Origin of the sequence: Amycolatopsis sp. CA-126428 (assembly GCF_002904335.1) — a bacterium.
In the GTDB taxonomy this organism is placed as follows: Bacteria; Actinomycetota; Actinomycetes; order Mycobacteriales; family Pseudonocardiaceae; genus Amycolatopsis.
In genome coordinates this window covers 69379-84505 of sequence record NZ_PPHF01000021.1, presented here as the reverse complement: position 1 = coordinate 84505, position 15127 = coordinate 69379, and the positions used below count along the sequence as shown (strand labels likewise).

Sequence of the window (15127 nt, the reverse complement as noted above, 5' to 3'; positions counted from 1 at the left end):
CGGGATCCGGCCCGGGCCGGGATCAACCGGAAAAACCCCGGCTACATTGGGGACATGCGCTTCTTCATCGTCGACGCCTTCACCGATCGCGCCTTCGCCGGGAACTCGGCCGGGGTGGTCCTGCTGGACGAGCCCGCCGACCCGGCCTGGATGCAGGCCGTCGCCGCGGAGATGAAGCACGCCGAGACCGCCTTCGTCGTCACCACCGACGCGGGACCCAAGTCGCTCCGGTGGTTCACCCCCGCCGTCGAAGTCGCGCTCTGCGGGCACGCCACCCTCGCCGTCACGCACGTTCTCGGCGGGAAGCAGACCTACACCACCAAAAGCGGCGAACTGCGGGCCAACGCCGAAGACGGCTGGGTCGAGCTGGACTTTCCCTCCGATCCACCAAACCCCACCGATGACGACCTGTCGGAAATCCTCCCCGGCGTCGAGATCGAGTACACCGGCCGCGGCGTCGAGAACCTGTTCGCCGTCGTCAAAGACGCCGACACCGTCCGCGGCCTCGAGCCGGACCTCGAGAAGCTCAAGCACACCTGGACCGGGCGGCTCCTGGTCACCGCGCAGGGAGACGACTTCGTCAGCCGCTTCTTCGCCCCCGGCGTCGGCATCGACGAAGACCCCGTCACCGGCTCCGCGCACTGCATCCTGTCGCCCTACTGGTCCGAGCGGCTCGACCGGAAAGACCTCACCGGCGAACAGGCCTCGGCCCGCGGCGGCATCGTCCGGACCCGCCAGGACGGCGACCGCGTCCACCTCGCCGGCCAGGCCGTCACCGTCCTCAGCGGGGAGCTGCACGTCTGATGCGCACCCTGCTGAACATCATCTGGCTCGTCCTGTGCGGCTTCTGGATGGCCGTGGGCTACCTGCTCGCCGGCGTCATCTGCTGCGTCCTGATCGTCACCATCCCGTTCGGGCTGGCGTCGTTCCGCATCGCGCACTACGCGTTCTGGCCGTTCGGCCGCACCGTCGTCGACCGGCGGGACGCGGGCGCCGCGTCGTGCGTCGGCAACGTCGTCTGGTTCGTCTTCGCCGGGTGGTGGCTGGCGCTCGGGCACGTCTTCACCGGCATCGCGCTCTGCCTCACCGTCGTCGGGATCCCGCTCGGCATCGCGAACTTCAAGCTGATCCCGGTGTCGCTGGTGCCGCTCGGCAAGGAGATCGTCGAGATCGCCTAGGACTCCGGCTGATACGGCAGCTCGACGACCAGGCACGGCCCGCCGACGAACAGGCCGCCGTCGACGCCCAGCGCCTTGCCGCCCGCGTACAGGAACGGGCCCTCGATCTGCGTCGGGTGGATGCCCAGCTGATCGGCGATGACGCTGTGGCCGTGCACGATCCGCGAGCCGCCGAGGGCGTCCATCAGCTTCTGGGCGTTTTCCTCGCCGTCCGGGCCACGGAAGGCGTAGCGCGTCGTCATCCGGCGCCAGACGTCCCACCACGCCTCGATGTCGCTGCCTTCGAGGATGTCGCGAGCCGCCTCGTTGATCTCGTCGAGCGACGAGCCCCAGTCGAGGTACTCCAGCGTGTCCGAGTGCAGCAGCAGGTGGTCGGCGGCGAGCGCGGCCAGCGGGCGCGCGCTCAGCCACTCGATGTGCTCCGGGGTCAGCCGGTCCTGGTCCGACAGCAGGCCGCCGTTGATCTCCCAGCTGCGGGCGAAGCTGCGCGGGCCGAAGTCGGACGGCACCGGCTCGTCGCCGAAGTGGTACATCCCCAGCGCCAGGATCTCGTGGTTGCCCAGCAGCGTCTGGACCTGGCCGCCGGCCTCGGCCGCCTGCGCTTCGAGCCGCATGACCAGGTCGATCGCCCCGACGCCGTCCGGGCCGCGGTCGACGAAGTCGCCGAGGAACCACAGCTGGTCCTCGCCGCCGGACCAGTTGTCCTCCTCGTCGACCAGGCCTTCGGATCTCAGCGCGTCGGCGAGTTCGTCACGGTGGCCGTGGACGTCGCCGACCACGTACGTCGACTTGCTCATCCGCTGACGATATGCCCTCTGGCCTCCCGGCTCGCGGTCAGCCTTCGCCGAACGGGTCCCCGGTTCGCCCGATCAGGTCGGCGATCGAGTCGATCACCAGCGTGGGCCGGTACGGATAGCGCTCGGCCGACTCCGGGGTGGAGATGCCGGTGAGCACCAGGATGGTCTGCAGCCCGGCCTCGATGCCCGAGTGCACGTCGGTGTCCATCCGGTCGCCGATCATCAGCGTCGACTCCGAGTGCGCGCCGAGCCGGCGCAGCGCCGAGCGCATCATCAGCGGGTTCGGCTTGCCGACGTAGTACGGCGAGCGGCCGGTGGCCTTCTCGATCAGCGCCGCGACCGAACCGGTGGCCGGCATCGAGCCCTCCACGCTCGGGCCGGTCGCGTCGGGGTTCGTCGCGATGAACTTCGCGCCGCCCTCGATCAGCCGGATCGCGCGCGTGATGGCGCTGAAGCTGTACGTGCGGGTCTCGCCCAGCACGACGTAGTCCGGGTCACGCTCGGTCAGCACGTAGCCGACCTCGTGCAGCGCCGTCGTGAGGCCCGCTTCGCCGATGACGTACGCGGAGCCGTTCGGCCGCTGCGAGGAGAGGAACTTCGCGGTCGCCAGCGCCGAGGTCCAGATCGACTCCTCCGGGATGTCGAGCCCGGTGCGCTCCAGCCGCGCCCGCAGGTCGCGCGGGGTGTAGATCGAGTTGTTCGTCAGCACCAGGAAGTCGATGCCGTTCGCCTTCAGCTCGGCGAGGAACTCGTCGGCCCCGGGGACGAGGTGCTCCTCCTTCACCAGGACGCCGTCCATGTCGGAGAGGTACGTCCACCGGCGTTCGTTCATGGTGCGGAACCTATCACGCGTGCGAGACCCCTGCGTGATACGTCGAAAACGGCTACCATGGGAATTGCCGGTATCGCGAGGGGAGTCGCGCGTCCGGTCACCGAGGGGGTTCGGGGGAATACTTTTCGACGTCGACGGCGTGCGCGCCGCCGCGCAATTCTTCCTGCCCCCGCACCGAAGGGGGAGAACCATGACCGAAATCATCGAGCGCCCGGCGACGACCGGGCCGATCACCGCGCCCAACTGGGGACTCACCAAGTTCCTGGACCCGCTGCGCATTCCACCCGTGTTCCGGCCCCGCAACCGGGAAATGATCACGATTCCGATGATCACGACGCGCCGGCGGCTGCACTCGGAATTGCCCGAAAGTACGTTGTGGACGTACGCGGGACATTTCCCGGGGCCGACGATCGAAGTGCGCAGCGGCAAGCAGCTGCGGATTTCGTGGTCGAACGAAATCGACGGGGAGTTCCCGCTCGTGGCCGTGCAGGGGCCGCTCAACGACGCGCCGACGAGCCGCCCCGGCCGCGAACTGGACAGGCCGGGCTACTCGATCGTCGAGGGTGTCGCGGACCTGCCGGCCTGGACGGTCGTCCACCTCCACGGCGCGCGCACCAACGCGGGCAACGACGGCTGGGCGCACAACGCCGGCCTCGCGGGGACGGCCCAGCTGGCCGAGTACCCGAACCGCCAGCGGGCGATGCCGCTCTGGTACCACGACCACGCCATGGCGATCACGCGCTTCAACGTCCACACGGGCCTGGCCGGGATGTACCTGGTCCGCGACGACGAGGAGGACGCGCTCGGCCTGCCGCACGGCGACCACGAGATCCCGCTGGTCATCACCGACCGGAACCTGGACCTCGACCCGGCGACCGGCGAGCTCACCGGGCAGCTGCTGTTCAAGTTCCCGGTCATCCCGAACGGGCCCGCGATCCCGTTCTCGGGCCCGTTCAACCTGGTCAACGGGGTGATCTGGCCGCACCTGGACGTCGACGCGCGGTGGTACCGCTTCCGGCTGCTCAACGCGGCCAACTCGCGGTTCTACACGCTGAACCTGGTCGACGAGAACGACGTCCCGGTCAACGACGCCGTCCGGCTGATCGGCACCGACGGCGGCCTGCTGCCCGCGCCGGCGCCGCTGCCCACCGGCGGGCTGACCGTCGCCCCGGCCGAGCGCTTCGACGTCCTCATCGACTTCAGCCGCTTCAAGGGCCGGAAGCTCAAGCTGCGTAACGCCGATCCGCGGCTGGGCATCGTCGAGCCGGACCTGATGGAGTTCCGGGTGGACGGCCGGGCCAAGCACGACCCGTTCACGCTGCCGGAGAAGATCTCGACGTCGTACGTCCGGCTGCAGCACGGCACGACGCTGCCGGAGGACCACGACCACGTCTGGATCGCGCTGCTGCTCAACAAGGCCGGCCACCCGGAGCTGTGGGACCTCGAGCAGGTCGTCGCCGACCCGGGCGGCGAGGGGATCATCCAGGTCCAGGACCCGAACGGCGGCCTGAAGACGTTCCGGATGATCGGGCGGGTCTTCGACGACACCACCGGGATCTTCATCGACCACGACCGGTGGGCGGTGTGGAACATCCTGCACGTGGCGAACGGCGGCCCGGCGCACCCGATCCACATCCACCTGACGGAGTTCCAGGCGCTGTTCCGGCGGGCCTTCACGACGACGTTCGACCCGGCGTCGGAGCGGACGACGGCGCCGATCGACGGCTTCACCGACGTCCCGCTGGAGAAGTACGAGGAGGGCTGGAAGGACACGATCATCGTGAACCCCGGCCAGTGGGTGAGCGTCGCCGGGCAGTTCGGCGGCGGCACCGGCGAGTTCATGTACCACTGCCACATCCTCGACCACGAGGACGAGGGCATGATGCGGCCGTTCGTCGTGCACCCGCCCGAGGTGGCGAAGTTCCACGTCCACCCGGGCGGCGGCCACCACCACGACGCCGCCTGACCCACCGGTCGTGAGTGGTAAGGCGGGTTCTAACCCGCCTTACCACTCACGACGGGTCTGGTGGTCAGGAAGCCGCGGCCGGATGGATCGCCACGGTCGCGGCCTTCACCGACAGCGTCACCGCCGAGCCGGGTTCCAGGGCGAGCTCGGCGACGGCGGCCGGGGTGAGGTCGGCGGTGAGGCCGTGGGCCCAGCCGTCACCCTCGGCCCGGACGCGGATCACCGGCCCGTGCGGCTCCAGGGCCGCGACGACCGCGCCGGTCGTGTTGCGCGGGCTGCCGCGGTGCTCGCCGTCGCGGGAGTAGACGGCGACGGCGTTCGGGGGGAACACCGCCACCGCGGCCTCCCCCGGCACCACGTCGGCCGCCGGGAGCCCGCTGACGACCTCGCCCGACGCCGTCCGCAGCCCTTCGGCGACCGCGGTGCCGGCGACGAGGTTGAGGCCGGCGATCCGCGCGGTGAACGCCGTCCGCGGTGCCGAAAGGACCTCGCGGGTGGGGCCGCGTTCGACGATCCGGCCGTCGTTCAGCACCGCGACGTGGTCGGCGAGCGCGAGCGCGTCCAGCGGGTCGTGCGTGACGAGCACCGTCGTCGGCCCGGTCTTGAGCACTCGCCGCAGCAGGCCGCGGATCGCCGGCGCGGCGTCGACGTCGAGGGCGGCGAAGGGCTCGTCGAGCAGCAGGAGATCCGGTTCGGCGGCCAGCGCCCTGGCGATCGCGACGCGCTGCGCCTGGCCGCCCGACAGCTGCCCGGGCCGCCGATCGGCGAGCGCGACGGCGTCCACTTCGGCCAGCCAGTAGAAGGCCCGCTCGCGCGCGGCCTGGCGGCCGGCGCCGGTGGAGCGCGGCGAGAACGCCACGTTGTCCACTGCGGACAGGTGCGGGAAGAGCAGCGCGTCCTGGGAAAGCAGCCCGATCCCGCGGTGGTGCGGCGGCACGCCGGCCAGCGCGCGGCCGGCCACCGTGATCTCCGCCGACGCCGGCGTGATCAGCCCGGCGAGGCAGCCCAGGACCGTCGACTTGCCGGAGCCGTTCGGGCCGAGCAGCGCCAGCACGTGCCCGGCGGGGACGTCGAGCTCGACGTCCAGGTCGAACGAGCCGCGCACGGCGGCGATCCGGGCGGCGAGGCTCACCGGAGGCCGCCTTCCCACGAGCGCGGCCGCGCGACGGCGATGACCAGGACCGCCACGACGATCAGCAGCAGCGAGAGCGCGACGGCGCTGTCGATGTCCACTTCGGCCTGGGTGTAGACCTCCAGCGGCAGCGTGCGGGTGACGTCTTCGAGGCTGCCGGCGAAGGTGATCGTGGCGCCGAACTCGCCGAGCGCGCGGGCGAAGCTGAGGACGACGCCGGAGCCGAGCGCGGGCAGCAGCAGCGGCAGCGTGACCCGGCGGAACACCGTCCACGGGCGCGCGCCGAGCGTCGCGGCGACCTGCTCGTAGCGGTCGCCGGAGCCGCGCAGCGCGCCTTCGAGGCTGACCACCAGGAACGGCATCGCGACGAACGTCTGCGCGATGACGACGGCGGTCGTGGTGAACGGCACGGACTCCCCGGTCAGCGTGGTGATCAGCATGCCGAGGAAGCCCTTGCGGCCGAGCAGGTAGAGCAGGGCGAGGCCGCCGACGACCGGCGGCAGGACCAGCGGCAGCAGCACGATCGGGCGCAGCAGCCGGACCCCGCGGAAGCGGGCCCGCGCGAGCACGACGGCCAGCGGCACTCCGAGCAGCACGCAGGCCAGCGTCGACAGCGCCGCCGTGATCAGCGACAGCCGCAGCGCGTGCCACGACGACGGCGTGACGATCAGCGACGGCAGCCGCGTCAGGTCCGAGCGCACCAGCAGCCCGACGACCGGGAGGACGACGAGGGCCAGCGCGAGCGTGGCCGGAATGCCCAGGACCCACGGAACGCGCGAACGGCCGGCCGGGACGGAACCCGGCCGGCCGCTGGAGAGCCGCTTACTTGGCAGGACCGAACCCGGCCTTCGTCAGCTCGCTCTTGCCCTCGGCGCCGAGGACGAAGTCGTCGAACTGCTTGGCCAGGGCGCTCTGCCCGCCCTTGACCGCGGCGATCGGGTAGCTGTTGATCGCCTGGGCCGCCTCGGGGAAGTCCACCTTGTCGACCTTGCCCGCGGCCGACGTCGTGTCGGTGACGTAGACCAGGCCGGCGTCGGCGTCACCGGAGGCGACCTTGTTCAGCACCTGCTTGACGTCCTGCTCTTCGCTCTTCGGCTTGAGCGTGACGCCGGTGGCCGTCTCGACCTTCTTCGCCGCCGCACCGCACGGCACCTGCGGGGCGCAGGTGATCACGGTGAGGCCGGCCTTGTTCAGGTCGGCGAAGGACTTGATGCCCTTGGGGTTGCCGGGCGCGACGGCGATGGCGAGCTTGTTGGTCGCGAAGACCGTCGGCTGGCCGTCGATCACGCCGCCCTGGACGGCCTTGTCCATGTTGGCCTGGTCGGCCGAGGCGAAGACGTCGGCCTTGGCGCCGTTGGTCAGCTGCTGGACCAGGCCGGACGAGCCGGCGAAGCTGAACTTCACGGTGACGCCGGGGTGCCGGCCTTCGAACGCCTTGCCGAGCGCGGTGAACGACTCGGTGAGCGACGCGGCCGCGAACACGGTCAGCGTGCCGCCACCGGTGTTGCCGGCCCCCTTGGGCGCGGGCGCGGTGACCGACCCGCCGGGCTGCGTGCTGGGCTCGTCCGAGCTGCTGCACGCGCCCGCGAACAGGGCGACGGCCGCGACGGCCAGAGCAAGCTGTGATATCCGGGGCTTCGCCCCGAGCCGGGGGCTCCGCCACCCGGACCCCCGAAAAGCGGGCTTGTTCATCTACTTCCTTCCGGTGTCTCCACCACGACAGTGGTCGCCTTGACCACCGCGACCGCGAGCACCCCCGGGCGCAGGCCCAGCTCGCGGACGGCTTCCGTACTCATCAGGGACACCACGCGGTGCGCCCCGCACTGCAGTTCCACCTGAGCCATCACCTTGTCGGTGATCACCTCGGTGACCAGCCCCACGAACCTATTGCGGGCGGACCGGCCGACCGCGGAGGGGTCGTCGGGCGCGGTGGCCTGGGCCCGGGCGAACCCGGCGAGCTGGGCGCCGTCGACGACCTTGCGGCCGGCGGCGTCGTCGGTCGCGGTCAACTGCCCCGCGCGCACCCACCTCCGGACGGTGTCGTCACTGACGCCGAGCAGGCGCGCGGCCTCGGACAACCGAAATTGCGGCATGCCGCAGACATTATCTCCGCAGTTGAGGAAAAGCTACGCGGGACGCGAATTGCCCATGACTTCGGTGCGCAGCTCTTCGAGCATTGCGGTCTGATAACGCTCGATCACTTTTCGCTCCGCCGGGGAGAACTGCGCGAGCAGCTCGCGGAGGACGTCGAAGGCCGACTCGAAGAGCGGCGCGAAGCGTTCGGCCGTCCCCGGCACCACCTCGACGAGGACCTTGCGCCGATCCTCGGGGTCGCGTACGCGGCGGACCAGCCCGACCTTCTCCAGCCGGTCGATGACGCCGGTGACGGCGCCGGTGGACAGGCCGGTCAGCCCGGCGATCCGGCCCGCGGTGAGCGGCCCACCAGCCTGGATGACCAGGTCGAAGGCCTTGTGGTCGGTGCCGGACAGCCCCATCTGCTCGGCGATCCGGGCGTGCCGCAGGACGGTGAACGTGCTGCCTTGGCGGCCCAATTCCGCGAAGCGGAAGAGTTCCTCTTCGGTGACCGGGTAAGTCTTTTCCGTCACGGGCCCTCGTTAGTTCGTCCACTGAACCACTCTCTGCGCAAAGTATCCTAACGGGCCGTTGCGGAGCTACTCTGTGCGTAATGACAGCAGTGGATCTCGGGTTTCCTCGCGTCCCCGGTACACGAGGATCTTCTCGCGTGCCCCGGCCCGAGAACCCCCATCTCATCGACACCTTCGGCCGGGTGGCCACCGATCTGCGGGTCTCCCTGACCGATCGGTGCAACCTGCGCTGCACCTACTGCATGCCCGCGGAGGGCCTCGACTGGATGCCGGGCGAGCAAGTGCTGACCGACGACGAGCTGGTCCGGCTGATGCGGATCGCCGTCGAGATGCTCGGCGTCACCGACATCCGGCTCACCGGCGGCGAACCGCTGCTGCGGGCGGGCCTCGAGGACCTCGTCGCGCGGATCACGGCGTTGTCGCCCCGGCCACGGTTGTCCATGACCACGAACGGGATCGGGCTGGCCCGGCGGGCCGCGGGCCTCGCCGAGGCCGGGTTGAACCGGATCAACGTCTCGCTCGACACCGTCGACCCCGAGCTGTTCAAGACGATCACCAGGCGCGACCGGCTCTCGCACGTGATCGCCGGCCTCGCCGCGGCGCGGGACGCCGGGATGTCGCCGGTGAAGGTCAACGCCGTGCTGATCCGCGGGCTCAACGAGACCGAAGCCGTGCCGCTGCTGCGGTTCTGCCTCGACGAGGGCTACCACCTGCGGTTCATCGAGCAGATGCCGCTGGACGCCCAGCACGGCTGGAACCGCGGCGAGATGATCACCGCGGCCGAGATCCTTTCGACGCTGAAAGCGGAGTTCGAGCTGACGCCGTTCCCGGCGGCGCGGGGTGGCGCACCGGCCGAGCGCTGGCTGGTCGACGGCGGCCCCGGCGACGTCGGCGTGATCGCGTCGGTGACCCGGCCGTTCTGCGCGGCGTGCGAGCGCACGCGGCTGACCGCCGACGGCGCGGTGCGCTCCTGCCTGTTCAGCAACGACGAGACGGATCTGCGGTCCCTCGTGCGCGCGGGCGCGCGCGATGAGGAGGTGGCGGACGCGTGGCGGGCGACGATGTGGGGCAAGCTCGCCGGGCACGAGATCAACGACGCCGGGTTCGCGCAGCCGATCCGGCCGATGAGCGCGATCGGTGGTTGAGGTGGCGACGGTGACCATCGTGGTCCGGTACTTCGCGGCGGCGCGGGCCGCGGCGGGCGTGGAAGAGGAGAAGGTGCAGCTGCCGGCCGGGGCGTCGGTCGCCGACGCGGTGGCCGAGCTGGCCCGCCTGCACCCTTCTTCTCTGCCGCGGATCCTGGAGGCGGTCAGCTACCTCCTGGACGGCATCGCGGTCCGCGACCTCACCCGCCCCCTCCGCGACGGCGCAGAGCTGGACGTCCTCCCCCCATTCGCCGGCGGCTGACCCCCCGCCCTCGTGATCGAAGGGTCGACTCGCGTGTCTGAACAGTCGACACGCGTGATCGAAGGGTCGACACGGCGAAACTAGGCAAGCCCCTCGTGTCGACCCCCTAATCACGCGTGTCGACCTCCTGATCACGTGTGTCGGCTCTCCAGACACGCGGGCCGACCCTCTGGGTACGCAGGCCGACCCTCTGGGTGCGCAGGCCGACCGCCTGGGTACGCAGGCTGGACTGGGCGGCTTGCGCCGAAGCTTGTAAGCGGGTGGTCCGTTCGGCGGAGGCGTGGCGAGTTCACCCTTCCGGTAACTCGGCGACCGCTCGGGTACGGCGGCCGACCGCTCGGCGACGGGGTTTCGGGCCCTCGGCGTCGCGCGTCACCGGATCCGGGTGTTCGCGAGAAGCTGCTCGCGACCGGCCACCACGCCTTCCGGTGACCTGTTTCACCTGGTCCGTCGCCCTGCGTCGGCATCAGGGCCCGGGCGGGACGGTCAGCTTCTCTCCGACCGGGTCGGGAAACCGCTCGAACAGGTGGGACTGTTGTGACTCCTGGGGCATGTGGGGCAGGATTGTCAAGTCTGGCGCCGTACCCCCGGGGCTCTTAAGATGCGCGCTTCAATCGCGATCGCGGGGGCGCGAATGGCCCATTCGCTCCCCGAAACACGTGATGCAAGCCTCACGATCCGTGTTTTATCTCGGGGAGGAAACGGCCAGATAACGGCCCGCTGACCTGCACAAACATGCATATCGGCCAGGGTTGCGTGCTGTTACTGTGACGTAGGTCACGCCCCGAATAATTTCCGATCACGGCCATCGTTACGTACCGTCGCTTTTCGGTTGGCCCCGACCAACCAGCAAGACCGGGAATCCGTAGCGCCTAGCCCTGTCCGACGGATCCCCGGACCCATACCCCGAGCGAAAGCATTTCCGGACAGGGACGAGGGGACGACGATGACGCGCCGTGCGTCGGACTCGCCTGTCGGCCTGAGATGGCCGGCGCCAGGACCCCGATCCTGACCCTCACAACGGTTCGTAGGCGCTGGGAAACCGAGAAGCATCCAAATGTCTTACCGAGGCAAGCACCGCAAAATGTCCGCTGCCACCCGCACCGTCGCTCGCGTCGCCATCGCGGGCATTGCGGTCGGCGCTCCCCTCGCGATCGCCGCGACCCCCGCGTCGGCGACCAACTGGGACGCCATCGCGCAGTGCGAGAGCAGCGGCAACTGGAACACCAACACCGGCAACGGCTACTACGGCGGCCTGCAGTTCACGCAGAGCACCTGGAAGGCCTACGGCGGCACCGGCAGCGCGGCGAACGCTTCCCGCGACCAGCAGATCGCCGTGGCCGAGCGCGTCCTGCAGGGCCAGGGCATCGGTGCGTGGCCGGTCTGTGGCAAGAAGGGCGGCGGCGGTTCGTCGGCCCCCAAGGCCAGCAGCCCCACCACCAAGAAGGTGACCCCGAAGAAGAGCACGACCGCGCCCGCCCCGAAGAAGGCGGCGTCGGCTCCGGCCGCGGCCCCGGCCGCCCCGGTGGCGACCGGCGTGAGCAGCTCCAACCCGGCCGGTGACTACACCGTCGTGGCGGGCGACACCCTGTCGAAGATCGCCCAGAAGTTCAACGTCCAGGGCGGCTACCAGAAGCTGCAGGACATGAACGCGAAGTACATCCCGAACGCGGACCTGATCCTCGTCGGGCAGAAGATCGCCACCAAGTGACGATCTCGCAGTGATGCGCGGGTCCGGCCTCGAGCCGTGACCTGAAAGGGCTCCCACCGCCGATCCCCCGGGCGGTGGGAGCCCTTCACGCGTTCCGCGGCGCCCGAAACTGTCGGCCCTCGCCGGTAAGCTGGCTATCGGGGGCCGGAGGCCAGGCGAGCGGCCCCAGTCGCCCCAGCCGGAGGCCGGACGCCAACCCAGCGGCCCGCAGCCGCCCCAGCCGGGCGCCGGGCGCCATACCAGCGGCCCCACAACCGCCTCAGCGCGAGAAGCGCGCACAGATTCGCCAGCAGGTCCCAGCCCCTCAGCGCGCCCGGATCCGCTCCGCCTCCGCCAGCTGCATCCGCTCGCCCTTCCGCAGCACCTCGATGACCAGCTCCAGCTGCTCCGGCGCGTACTCGGCCAGCAGCGCCCGTCCCGCCCGCTCGATCGGGCCGTAGACCTCCTCCAGCAGCTCCGCCGCCTTGGGCGTCAGCTCCACCACCGCCCGGCGCCGGTCGTCCGCGTCTGTCCGGCGGGTCAGGTGGCCCGCGTTCGCCAGGCGCTGGATCGCCGTCGTGGTCGCCGCCGGGCTCAGGTTCGCCTCCGTGGCCAGCCGGCCCGCCGCCACCGCTCCCGCCGCCGCCACCAGGCCGATGATGCGCAGGTCCGTGCGGTTCACGCCGAAAGCCGCCGCGGCGGCTTCGTCCACCACGTCGTTCGCCGCGCCGAACGCCGCTGCCGCGTGGGTTGCCTCGGTGACCAGTGATTGCTTCGACACTCGAAAGAGTCTACCTTGGCCGGTAAGTATTTCGATCGTCGAAAGGATTTACCGTGCCGACCACCCTCCCCGCCCTACCCCGCTGGCTGCGCCCCGCCAACCGCCTCGTACGCCTCCTGACGCGCCTGGGGCTGCGCCTGGGCACCGTGCACGTCCTGACCGTCCCGGGCCGCCGCTCGGGCGCGCCACGGCCCACTCCGGTCTCCCCGCTCACCGTCGACGGCCGGCGGTACGTCATCGCCGGCCTGCCGGAGGGCGATTGGGCGCGCAACGTCCGCGCCGCCGGCCGGGGCGAGCTCGCCCACGGGCGCCGTCGGCAGGCCGTCACGCTGACCGAAGTCACCGACGCCGACGAGCGCGAGCGGGCGATGCGCGCCTTCCCGCGCGAGGTGCCGCACGGCGTGCCCATGTTCGTCCGGCTGGGCCTGGTCACCGGCCCCGACCCGGACGAGTTCGCCGCGGCCGCTCAGCGGGTCGCGGCGTTCCGGATCACGGCGAGTTGACCCACTCGTCCGTGCCGTCGGCGAAGTGCTGGTGCTTCCAGACCGGCAGCCGCGCCTTGACCTCGTCCACGAGCTCCGAGCACGCCGCGAACGCCTGCCCGCGGTGCTCGGCCGCCACGGCGCACGCCAGGGCGACGTCGCCGATCGTCAGCGCCCCCAGCCGGTGGCTCACGGCGACCGCGCGGACGCCGGTCCAGCGCCCCGACAGGTCCGCGACGACGTCCTCGATCACCTGGCTCGCGCTCGGGTGGCCCTCGTACGTCAGGTCGCGGACGCCCTTGCCGCCGTCGTGGTCGCGGACCACCCCCGCAAAGGTCACCACCGCGCCCGCGGCGTCGTCCTCGACCAGGCGGGCGTGCTCCTCGACCGACAGCGGCTCCTCGGTCACCAGCGCCCGCGCGACCCGCACCTCGGGCTTTTCGGGGGTCCGGGTGGCGAAGCCCCCGGCCCGGGGCGAAGCTCCGGTTGTCACAGCAGGCGCGGCGGCGGCAGGCCGCGGGTGGTCGCCCCCGGCCAGCTGGTCGACGGCGTGGGCCAGGATGCCGTCCAGGACGCCCAGGCCGTCCTTGACGCCGCCGCTGGAGCCGGGGAGGTTCACGACCAGGGTGCGCCCGGCCACGCCCGCCACGCCGCGCGACAGCACCGCCGTGGGCACCTTCGGCAGGCCGGCGGCGCGGATCGCGTCCGCCACGCCCGGCAGCTCGTGGTCGAGCTGCGCACGGGTGACGTCCGGGGTGCGGTCGGTCGGCGAGATGCCGGTCCCGCCGGTGGTGAGGACCACGGCGACACCGTCGGCCAGCGCGGCCCGCAGCGCGACGCCGACCGGATCGCCGTCCTCGACGACGACCGGCGCCGGCACGTCGTAGCCGCGGTCCGCCAGCCAGGTGGCGATCACCGGGCCGGTCTTGTCTTCGTAGACGCCCTTCGCGGCGCGGTTGGACGCCACGATCACGCGCGCGCTGCGCTTCACGGCCGCTCCCAGGTTCCGGTCTTGCCGCCGTCCTTGCGGAGCAGGCGGACCTCGTCCAGCGTCGCCGCCGGGTCGACGGCCTTGATCATGTCGTGCAGCGTCAGCCCGGCCACGGCCACCGCGGTCAGCGCTTCCATTTCGACCCCGGTGACGTCGGTGGTCTTCGCCGTCGCGCGGATGCCGACCTCGGCCTCGCCGAGCGCGAACTCGACCTTGACCCCGGACAGCGCGATCTGGTGGCACAGCGGGATCAGCTCGGGGACGCGCTTGGCGCCCATGATCCCGGCGATGCGCGCGGTGGCGAGGGCATCACCCTTGGGGAGGCCATCGGTGGCCAGCAGCCGCAGCACCTCGGCGGTGGTCCGCACGGTCCCGGCGGCGAGCGCGGTGCGCGCGGTGGCGGTCTTGCCGGAGACGTCGACCATGCGGGCGGCGCCGGTCTCGTCGACGTGGCTGAGTTCACTCACCAGCCGAGGCTATTCCACCATCGGGGGAACACCGCCGCGGCCGCATGGTTCAGAACCCCGGAATCTGATAATCTGATCTCGTGCTGGAACTGACGGCGTCAGAAGCTTCCCGGTCGTTCTCCGCAGTGCTCGATGAGGCGGAGAAGGGCGAAACGATCGTCGTCACCCGCAACGGCAGGCGGGTGGCGCTGATCGTGCCCGCGCCGCGCGCGAACGGCGCCGAGGTGTGCGCGGTGTTCCACCGCTGGGCCGGAAAGCTCGACGTCGACGACCGGTTCGAGGAGAACGTGGCGAAGGTCCGCGAGACGGCGTCCGCCGAGTTGGACGGCGACCCGTGGCGCGACTGATCCTCGACACCGGCATCCTCATCGACGCCGCCCGCCGTCGGTTGCCGGCGGGCGCGATCGGCGACGAGGACGATATCGCCGTACCGGCGTTGGTGATCACCGAGTACGAGGTGGGCTTGCGGCTCGACCCGAACCCGGCCCGCCGGGCGGCGCACAGCGCGTTCTTGGCCGAGTTCCTGGCCGTCACGCCGGTGGTCGACTACACGACGAACGTCGTCGAGCACCACGCCGAGCTCCTGGCCCACCTGCAGCGGACCGGCCAGGTTCGGGGCGCACACGACCTGATCATCGCGGCCACCGCCCGGGCCACCGGCCGCACGCTGGTGACCACGGACGGCCGGGCCCGGTTCGAGGACCTGCCGGAGGTCGAGGTGAGGCTGCTGGCGCGAACCAGCTGAGGCTCAGCGCTCCGCGAGTCCGGCCTTCCGGAGCCGGGGCCGCGCACCGAGCC

The 15127-nt window shown here is 71.2% G+C and carries 19 protein-coding genes; 9 read left to right on the top strand and 10 right to left on the bottom strand.

The genetic code is table 11. From position 1 onward, the window contains the following. Window positions 1-54 precede the first annotated feature (54 nt). Together C2L58_RS05795 and C2L58_RS05790 are read left to right on the top strand one after the other, a co-directional pair. Entirely contained in the window at window positions 55-804 is a 750-nt protein-coding gene (locus C2L58_RS05795) for a PhzF family phenazine biosynthesis protein (protein ID WP_103336450.1), read from the top strand. Continuing rightward, a complete protein-coding gene (locus tag C2L58_RS05790; protein WP_103336448.1) occupies window positions 804-1178 on the top strand; it encodes a YccF domain-containing protein in 375 nt (124 codons plus the stop codon). Before C2L58_RS05795 ends, C2L58_RS05790 begins: the two co-directional genes overlap by 1 nt. Here the strand turns inward: C2L58_RS05790 and C2L58_RS05785 are convergent. Together C2L58_RS05785 and C2L58_RS05780 are read right to left on the bottom strand one after the other, a co-directional pair. Next, a complete protein-coding gene (locus C2L58_RS05785; RefSeq protein ID WP_103336447.1) occupies window positions 1175-1975 on the bottom strand; it encodes a metallophosphoesterase in 801 nt (266 codons plus the stop codon). The genes C2L58_RS05790 and C2L58_RS05785 overlap by 4 nt on opposite strands. Window positions 1976-2012: 37 nt before the next feature. Next, window positions 2013-2807, bottom strand: coding sequence for an HAD-IIA family hydrolase (locus C2L58_RS05780; protein ID WP_103336445.1), 795 nt, complete (start codon window positions 2805-2807; stop codon window positions 2013-2015). A 190-nt stretch (window positions 2808-2997) separates the two neighbouring features. Here C2L58_RS05780 and C2L58_RS05775 point away from each other — a divergent pair, with 190 nt between their 5' ends. Further along, window positions 2998-4773 (top strand): multicopper oxidase domain-containing protein, encoded by a 1776-nt coding sequence (locus C2L58_RS05775; protein ID WP_103336443.1) that lies wholly within the window; start codon window positions 2998-3000, stop codon window positions 4771-4773. Window positions 4774-4837: 64 nt separating this feature from the next. Here the strand turns inward: C2L58_RS05775 and C2L58_RS05770 are convergent, their stop codons facing one another. The 5 genes from C2L58_RS05770 to C2L58_RS05750 form a co-directional block, all read right to left on the bottom strand. Next, on the bottom strand, window positions 4838-5905 hold the full coding sequence (locus tag C2L58_RS05770) for a sulfate/molybdate ABC transporter ATP-binding protein (RefSeq protein WP_103336441.1): 1068 nt from the start codon (window positions 5903-5905) through the stop codon (window positions 4838-4840). Further along, window positions 5902-6666 (bottom strand): ABC transporter permease, encoded by a 765-nt coding sequence (locus tag C2L58_RS05765; protein ID WP_103336440.1) that lies wholly within the window; start codon window positions 6664-6666, stop codon window positions 5902-5904. Before C2L58_RS05765 ends, C2L58_RS05770 begins: the two co-directional genes overlap by 4 nt. 61 nt (window positions 6667-6727) lie before the next feature. After that, window positions 6728-7534, bottom strand: coding sequence for a molybdate ABC transporter substrate-binding protein (modA, locus tag C2L58_RS05760; RefSeq protein WP_103336485.1), 807 nt, complete (start codon window positions 7532-7534; stop codon window positions 6728-6730). Between the two features lie 59 nt (window positions 7535-7593). After that, on the bottom strand, window positions 7594-7998 hold the full coding sequence (locus tag C2L58_RS05755; RefSeq protein WP_014467790.1) for a TOBE domain-containing protein: 405 nt from the start codon (window positions 7996-7998) through the stop codon (window positions 7594-7596). Window positions 7999-8031: 33 nt separating this feature from the next. Further along, the gene (locus C2L58_RS05750; RefSeq protein ID WP_103336438.1) at window positions 8032-8511 is read right to left on the bottom strand and encodes a MarR family winged helix-turn-helix transcriptional regulator; all 480 of its coding nucleotides are present in this window, start codon (window positions 8509-8511) and stop codon (window positions 8032-8034) included. A gap of 137 nt (window positions 8512-8648) precedes the next feature. On the opposite strand from C2L58_RS05750, the gene moaA reads away from it, so the two are divergent. The 3 genes from moaA to C2L58_RS05735 all read left to right on the top strand — a co-directional run bounded on the left by moaA (window position 8649) and on the right by C2L58_RS05735 (window position 11629). After that, window positions 8649-9656 carry a GTP 3',8-cyclase MoaA gene (gene moaA, locus C2L58_RS05745; protein WP_103336437.1) on the top strand — a complete coding sequence of 336 codons (1008 nt, stop codon included), beginning with the start codon at window positions 8649-8651 and terminating at the stop codon, window positions 9654-9656. A 10-nt stretch (window positions 9657-9666) separates the two neighbouring features. Continuing rightward, entirely contained in the window at window positions 9667-9918 is a 252-nt protein-coding gene (locus tag C2L58_RS05740; protein ID WP_103336483.1) for a MoaD/ThiS family protein, read from the top strand. Between the two features lie 1057 nt (window positions 9919-10975). Further along, entirely contained in the window at window positions 10976-11629 is a 654-nt protein-coding gene (locus tag C2L58_RS05735) for a LysM peptidoglycan-binding domain-containing protein (RefSeq protein WP_103336435.1), read from the top strand. A 304-nt stretch (window positions 11630-11933) separates the two neighbouring features. Here C2L58_RS05735 and C2L58_RS05730 read toward each other — a convergent pair whose 3' ends face one another. Further along, window positions 11934-12389, bottom strand: coding sequence for a MarR family transcriptional regulator (locus C2L58_RS05730; protein WP_233225568.1), 456 nt, complete (start codon window positions 12387-12389; stop codon window positions 11934-11936). A gap of 53 nt (window positions 12390-12442) precedes the next feature. On the opposite strand from C2L58_RS05730, the gene C2L58_RS05725 reads away from it, so the two are divergent. Continuing rightward, entirely contained in the window at window positions 12443-12892 is a 450-nt protein-coding gene (locus C2L58_RS05725) for a nitroreductase family deazaflavin-dependent oxidoreductase (protein WP_103336434.1), read from the top strand. On the opposite strand, the gene C2L58_RS05720 is transcribed toward C2L58_RS05725, so the two are convergent. Beyond that, the gene (locus C2L58_RS05720; RefSeq protein WP_103336432.1) at window positions 12879-13862 is read right to left on the bottom strand and encodes a molybdenum cofactor biosynthesis protein MoaE; all 984 of its coding nucleotides are present in this window, start codon (window positions 13860-13862) and stop codon (window positions 12879-12881) included. The two genes, C2L58_RS05725 and C2L58_RS05720, sit on opposite strands and share 14 nt — an antisense overlap. After that, entirely contained in the window at window positions 13859-14329 is a 471-nt protein-coding gene (moaC, locus tag C2L58_RS05715; protein ID WP_091318516.1) for a cyclic pyranopterin monophosphate synthase MoaC, read from the bottom strand. Before moaC ends, C2L58_RS05720 begins: the two co-directional genes overlap by 4 nt. A gap of 80 nt (window positions 14330-14409) precedes the next feature. Between moaC and C2L58_RS05710 the strand changes: the two genes are divergently transcribed. Then, window positions 14410-14676: a type II toxin-antitoxin system Phd/YefM family antitoxin gene (locus C2L58_RS05710; RefSeq protein WP_103336431.1), complete on the top strand. Its 267-nt coding sequence runs from the start codon at window positions 14410-14412 to the stop codon at window positions 14674-14676. Next, window positions 14664-15074, top strand: a complete 411-nt coding sequence (locus tag C2L58_RS05705) for a type II toxin-antitoxin system VapC family toxin (protein ID WP_103336429.1) — start codon at window positions 14664-14666, stop codon at window positions 15072-15074. Before C2L58_RS05710 ends, C2L58_RS05705 begins: the two co-directional genes overlap by 13 nt. Window positions 15075-15127: the final 53 nt, after the last annotated feature.

What these genes read in the sequence shown, in the direction of transcription:
- C2L58_RS05775 (WP_103336443.1), top strand. Translation starts at nt 2,998, where the DNA reads ATGACCGAAATCATCGAGCGCCCGGCGACGACCGGGCCGATCACCGCG.
- C2L58_RS05735 (WP_103336435.1), top strand. Translation starts at nt 10,976, where the DNA reads ATGTCTTACCGAGGCAAGCACCGCAAAATGTCCGCTGCCACCCGCACC.
- C2L58_RS05795 (WP_103336450.1), top strand. Translation starts at nt 55, where the DNA reads ATGCGCTTCTTCATCGTCGACGCCTTCACCGATCGCGCCTTCGCCGGG.
- C2L58_RS05785 (WP_103336447.1), bottom strand. Translation starts at nt 1,975, where the DNA reads ATGAGCAAGTCGACGTACGTGGTCGGCGACGTCCACGGCCACCGTGAC.
- C2L58_RS05780 (WP_103336445.1), bottom strand. Translation starts at nt 2,807, where the DNA reads ATGAACGAACGCCGGTGGACGTACCTCTCCGACATGGACGGCGTCCTG.
- C2L58_RS05790 (WP_103336448.1), top strand. Translation starts at nt 804, where the DNA reads ATGCGCACCCTGCTGAACATCATCTGGCTCGTCCTGTGCGGCTTCTGG.
- C2L58_RS05755 (WP_014467790.1), bottom strand. Translation starts at nt 7,998, where the DNA reads ATGCCGCAATTTCGGTTGTCCGAGGCCGCGCGCCTGCTCGGCGTCAGT.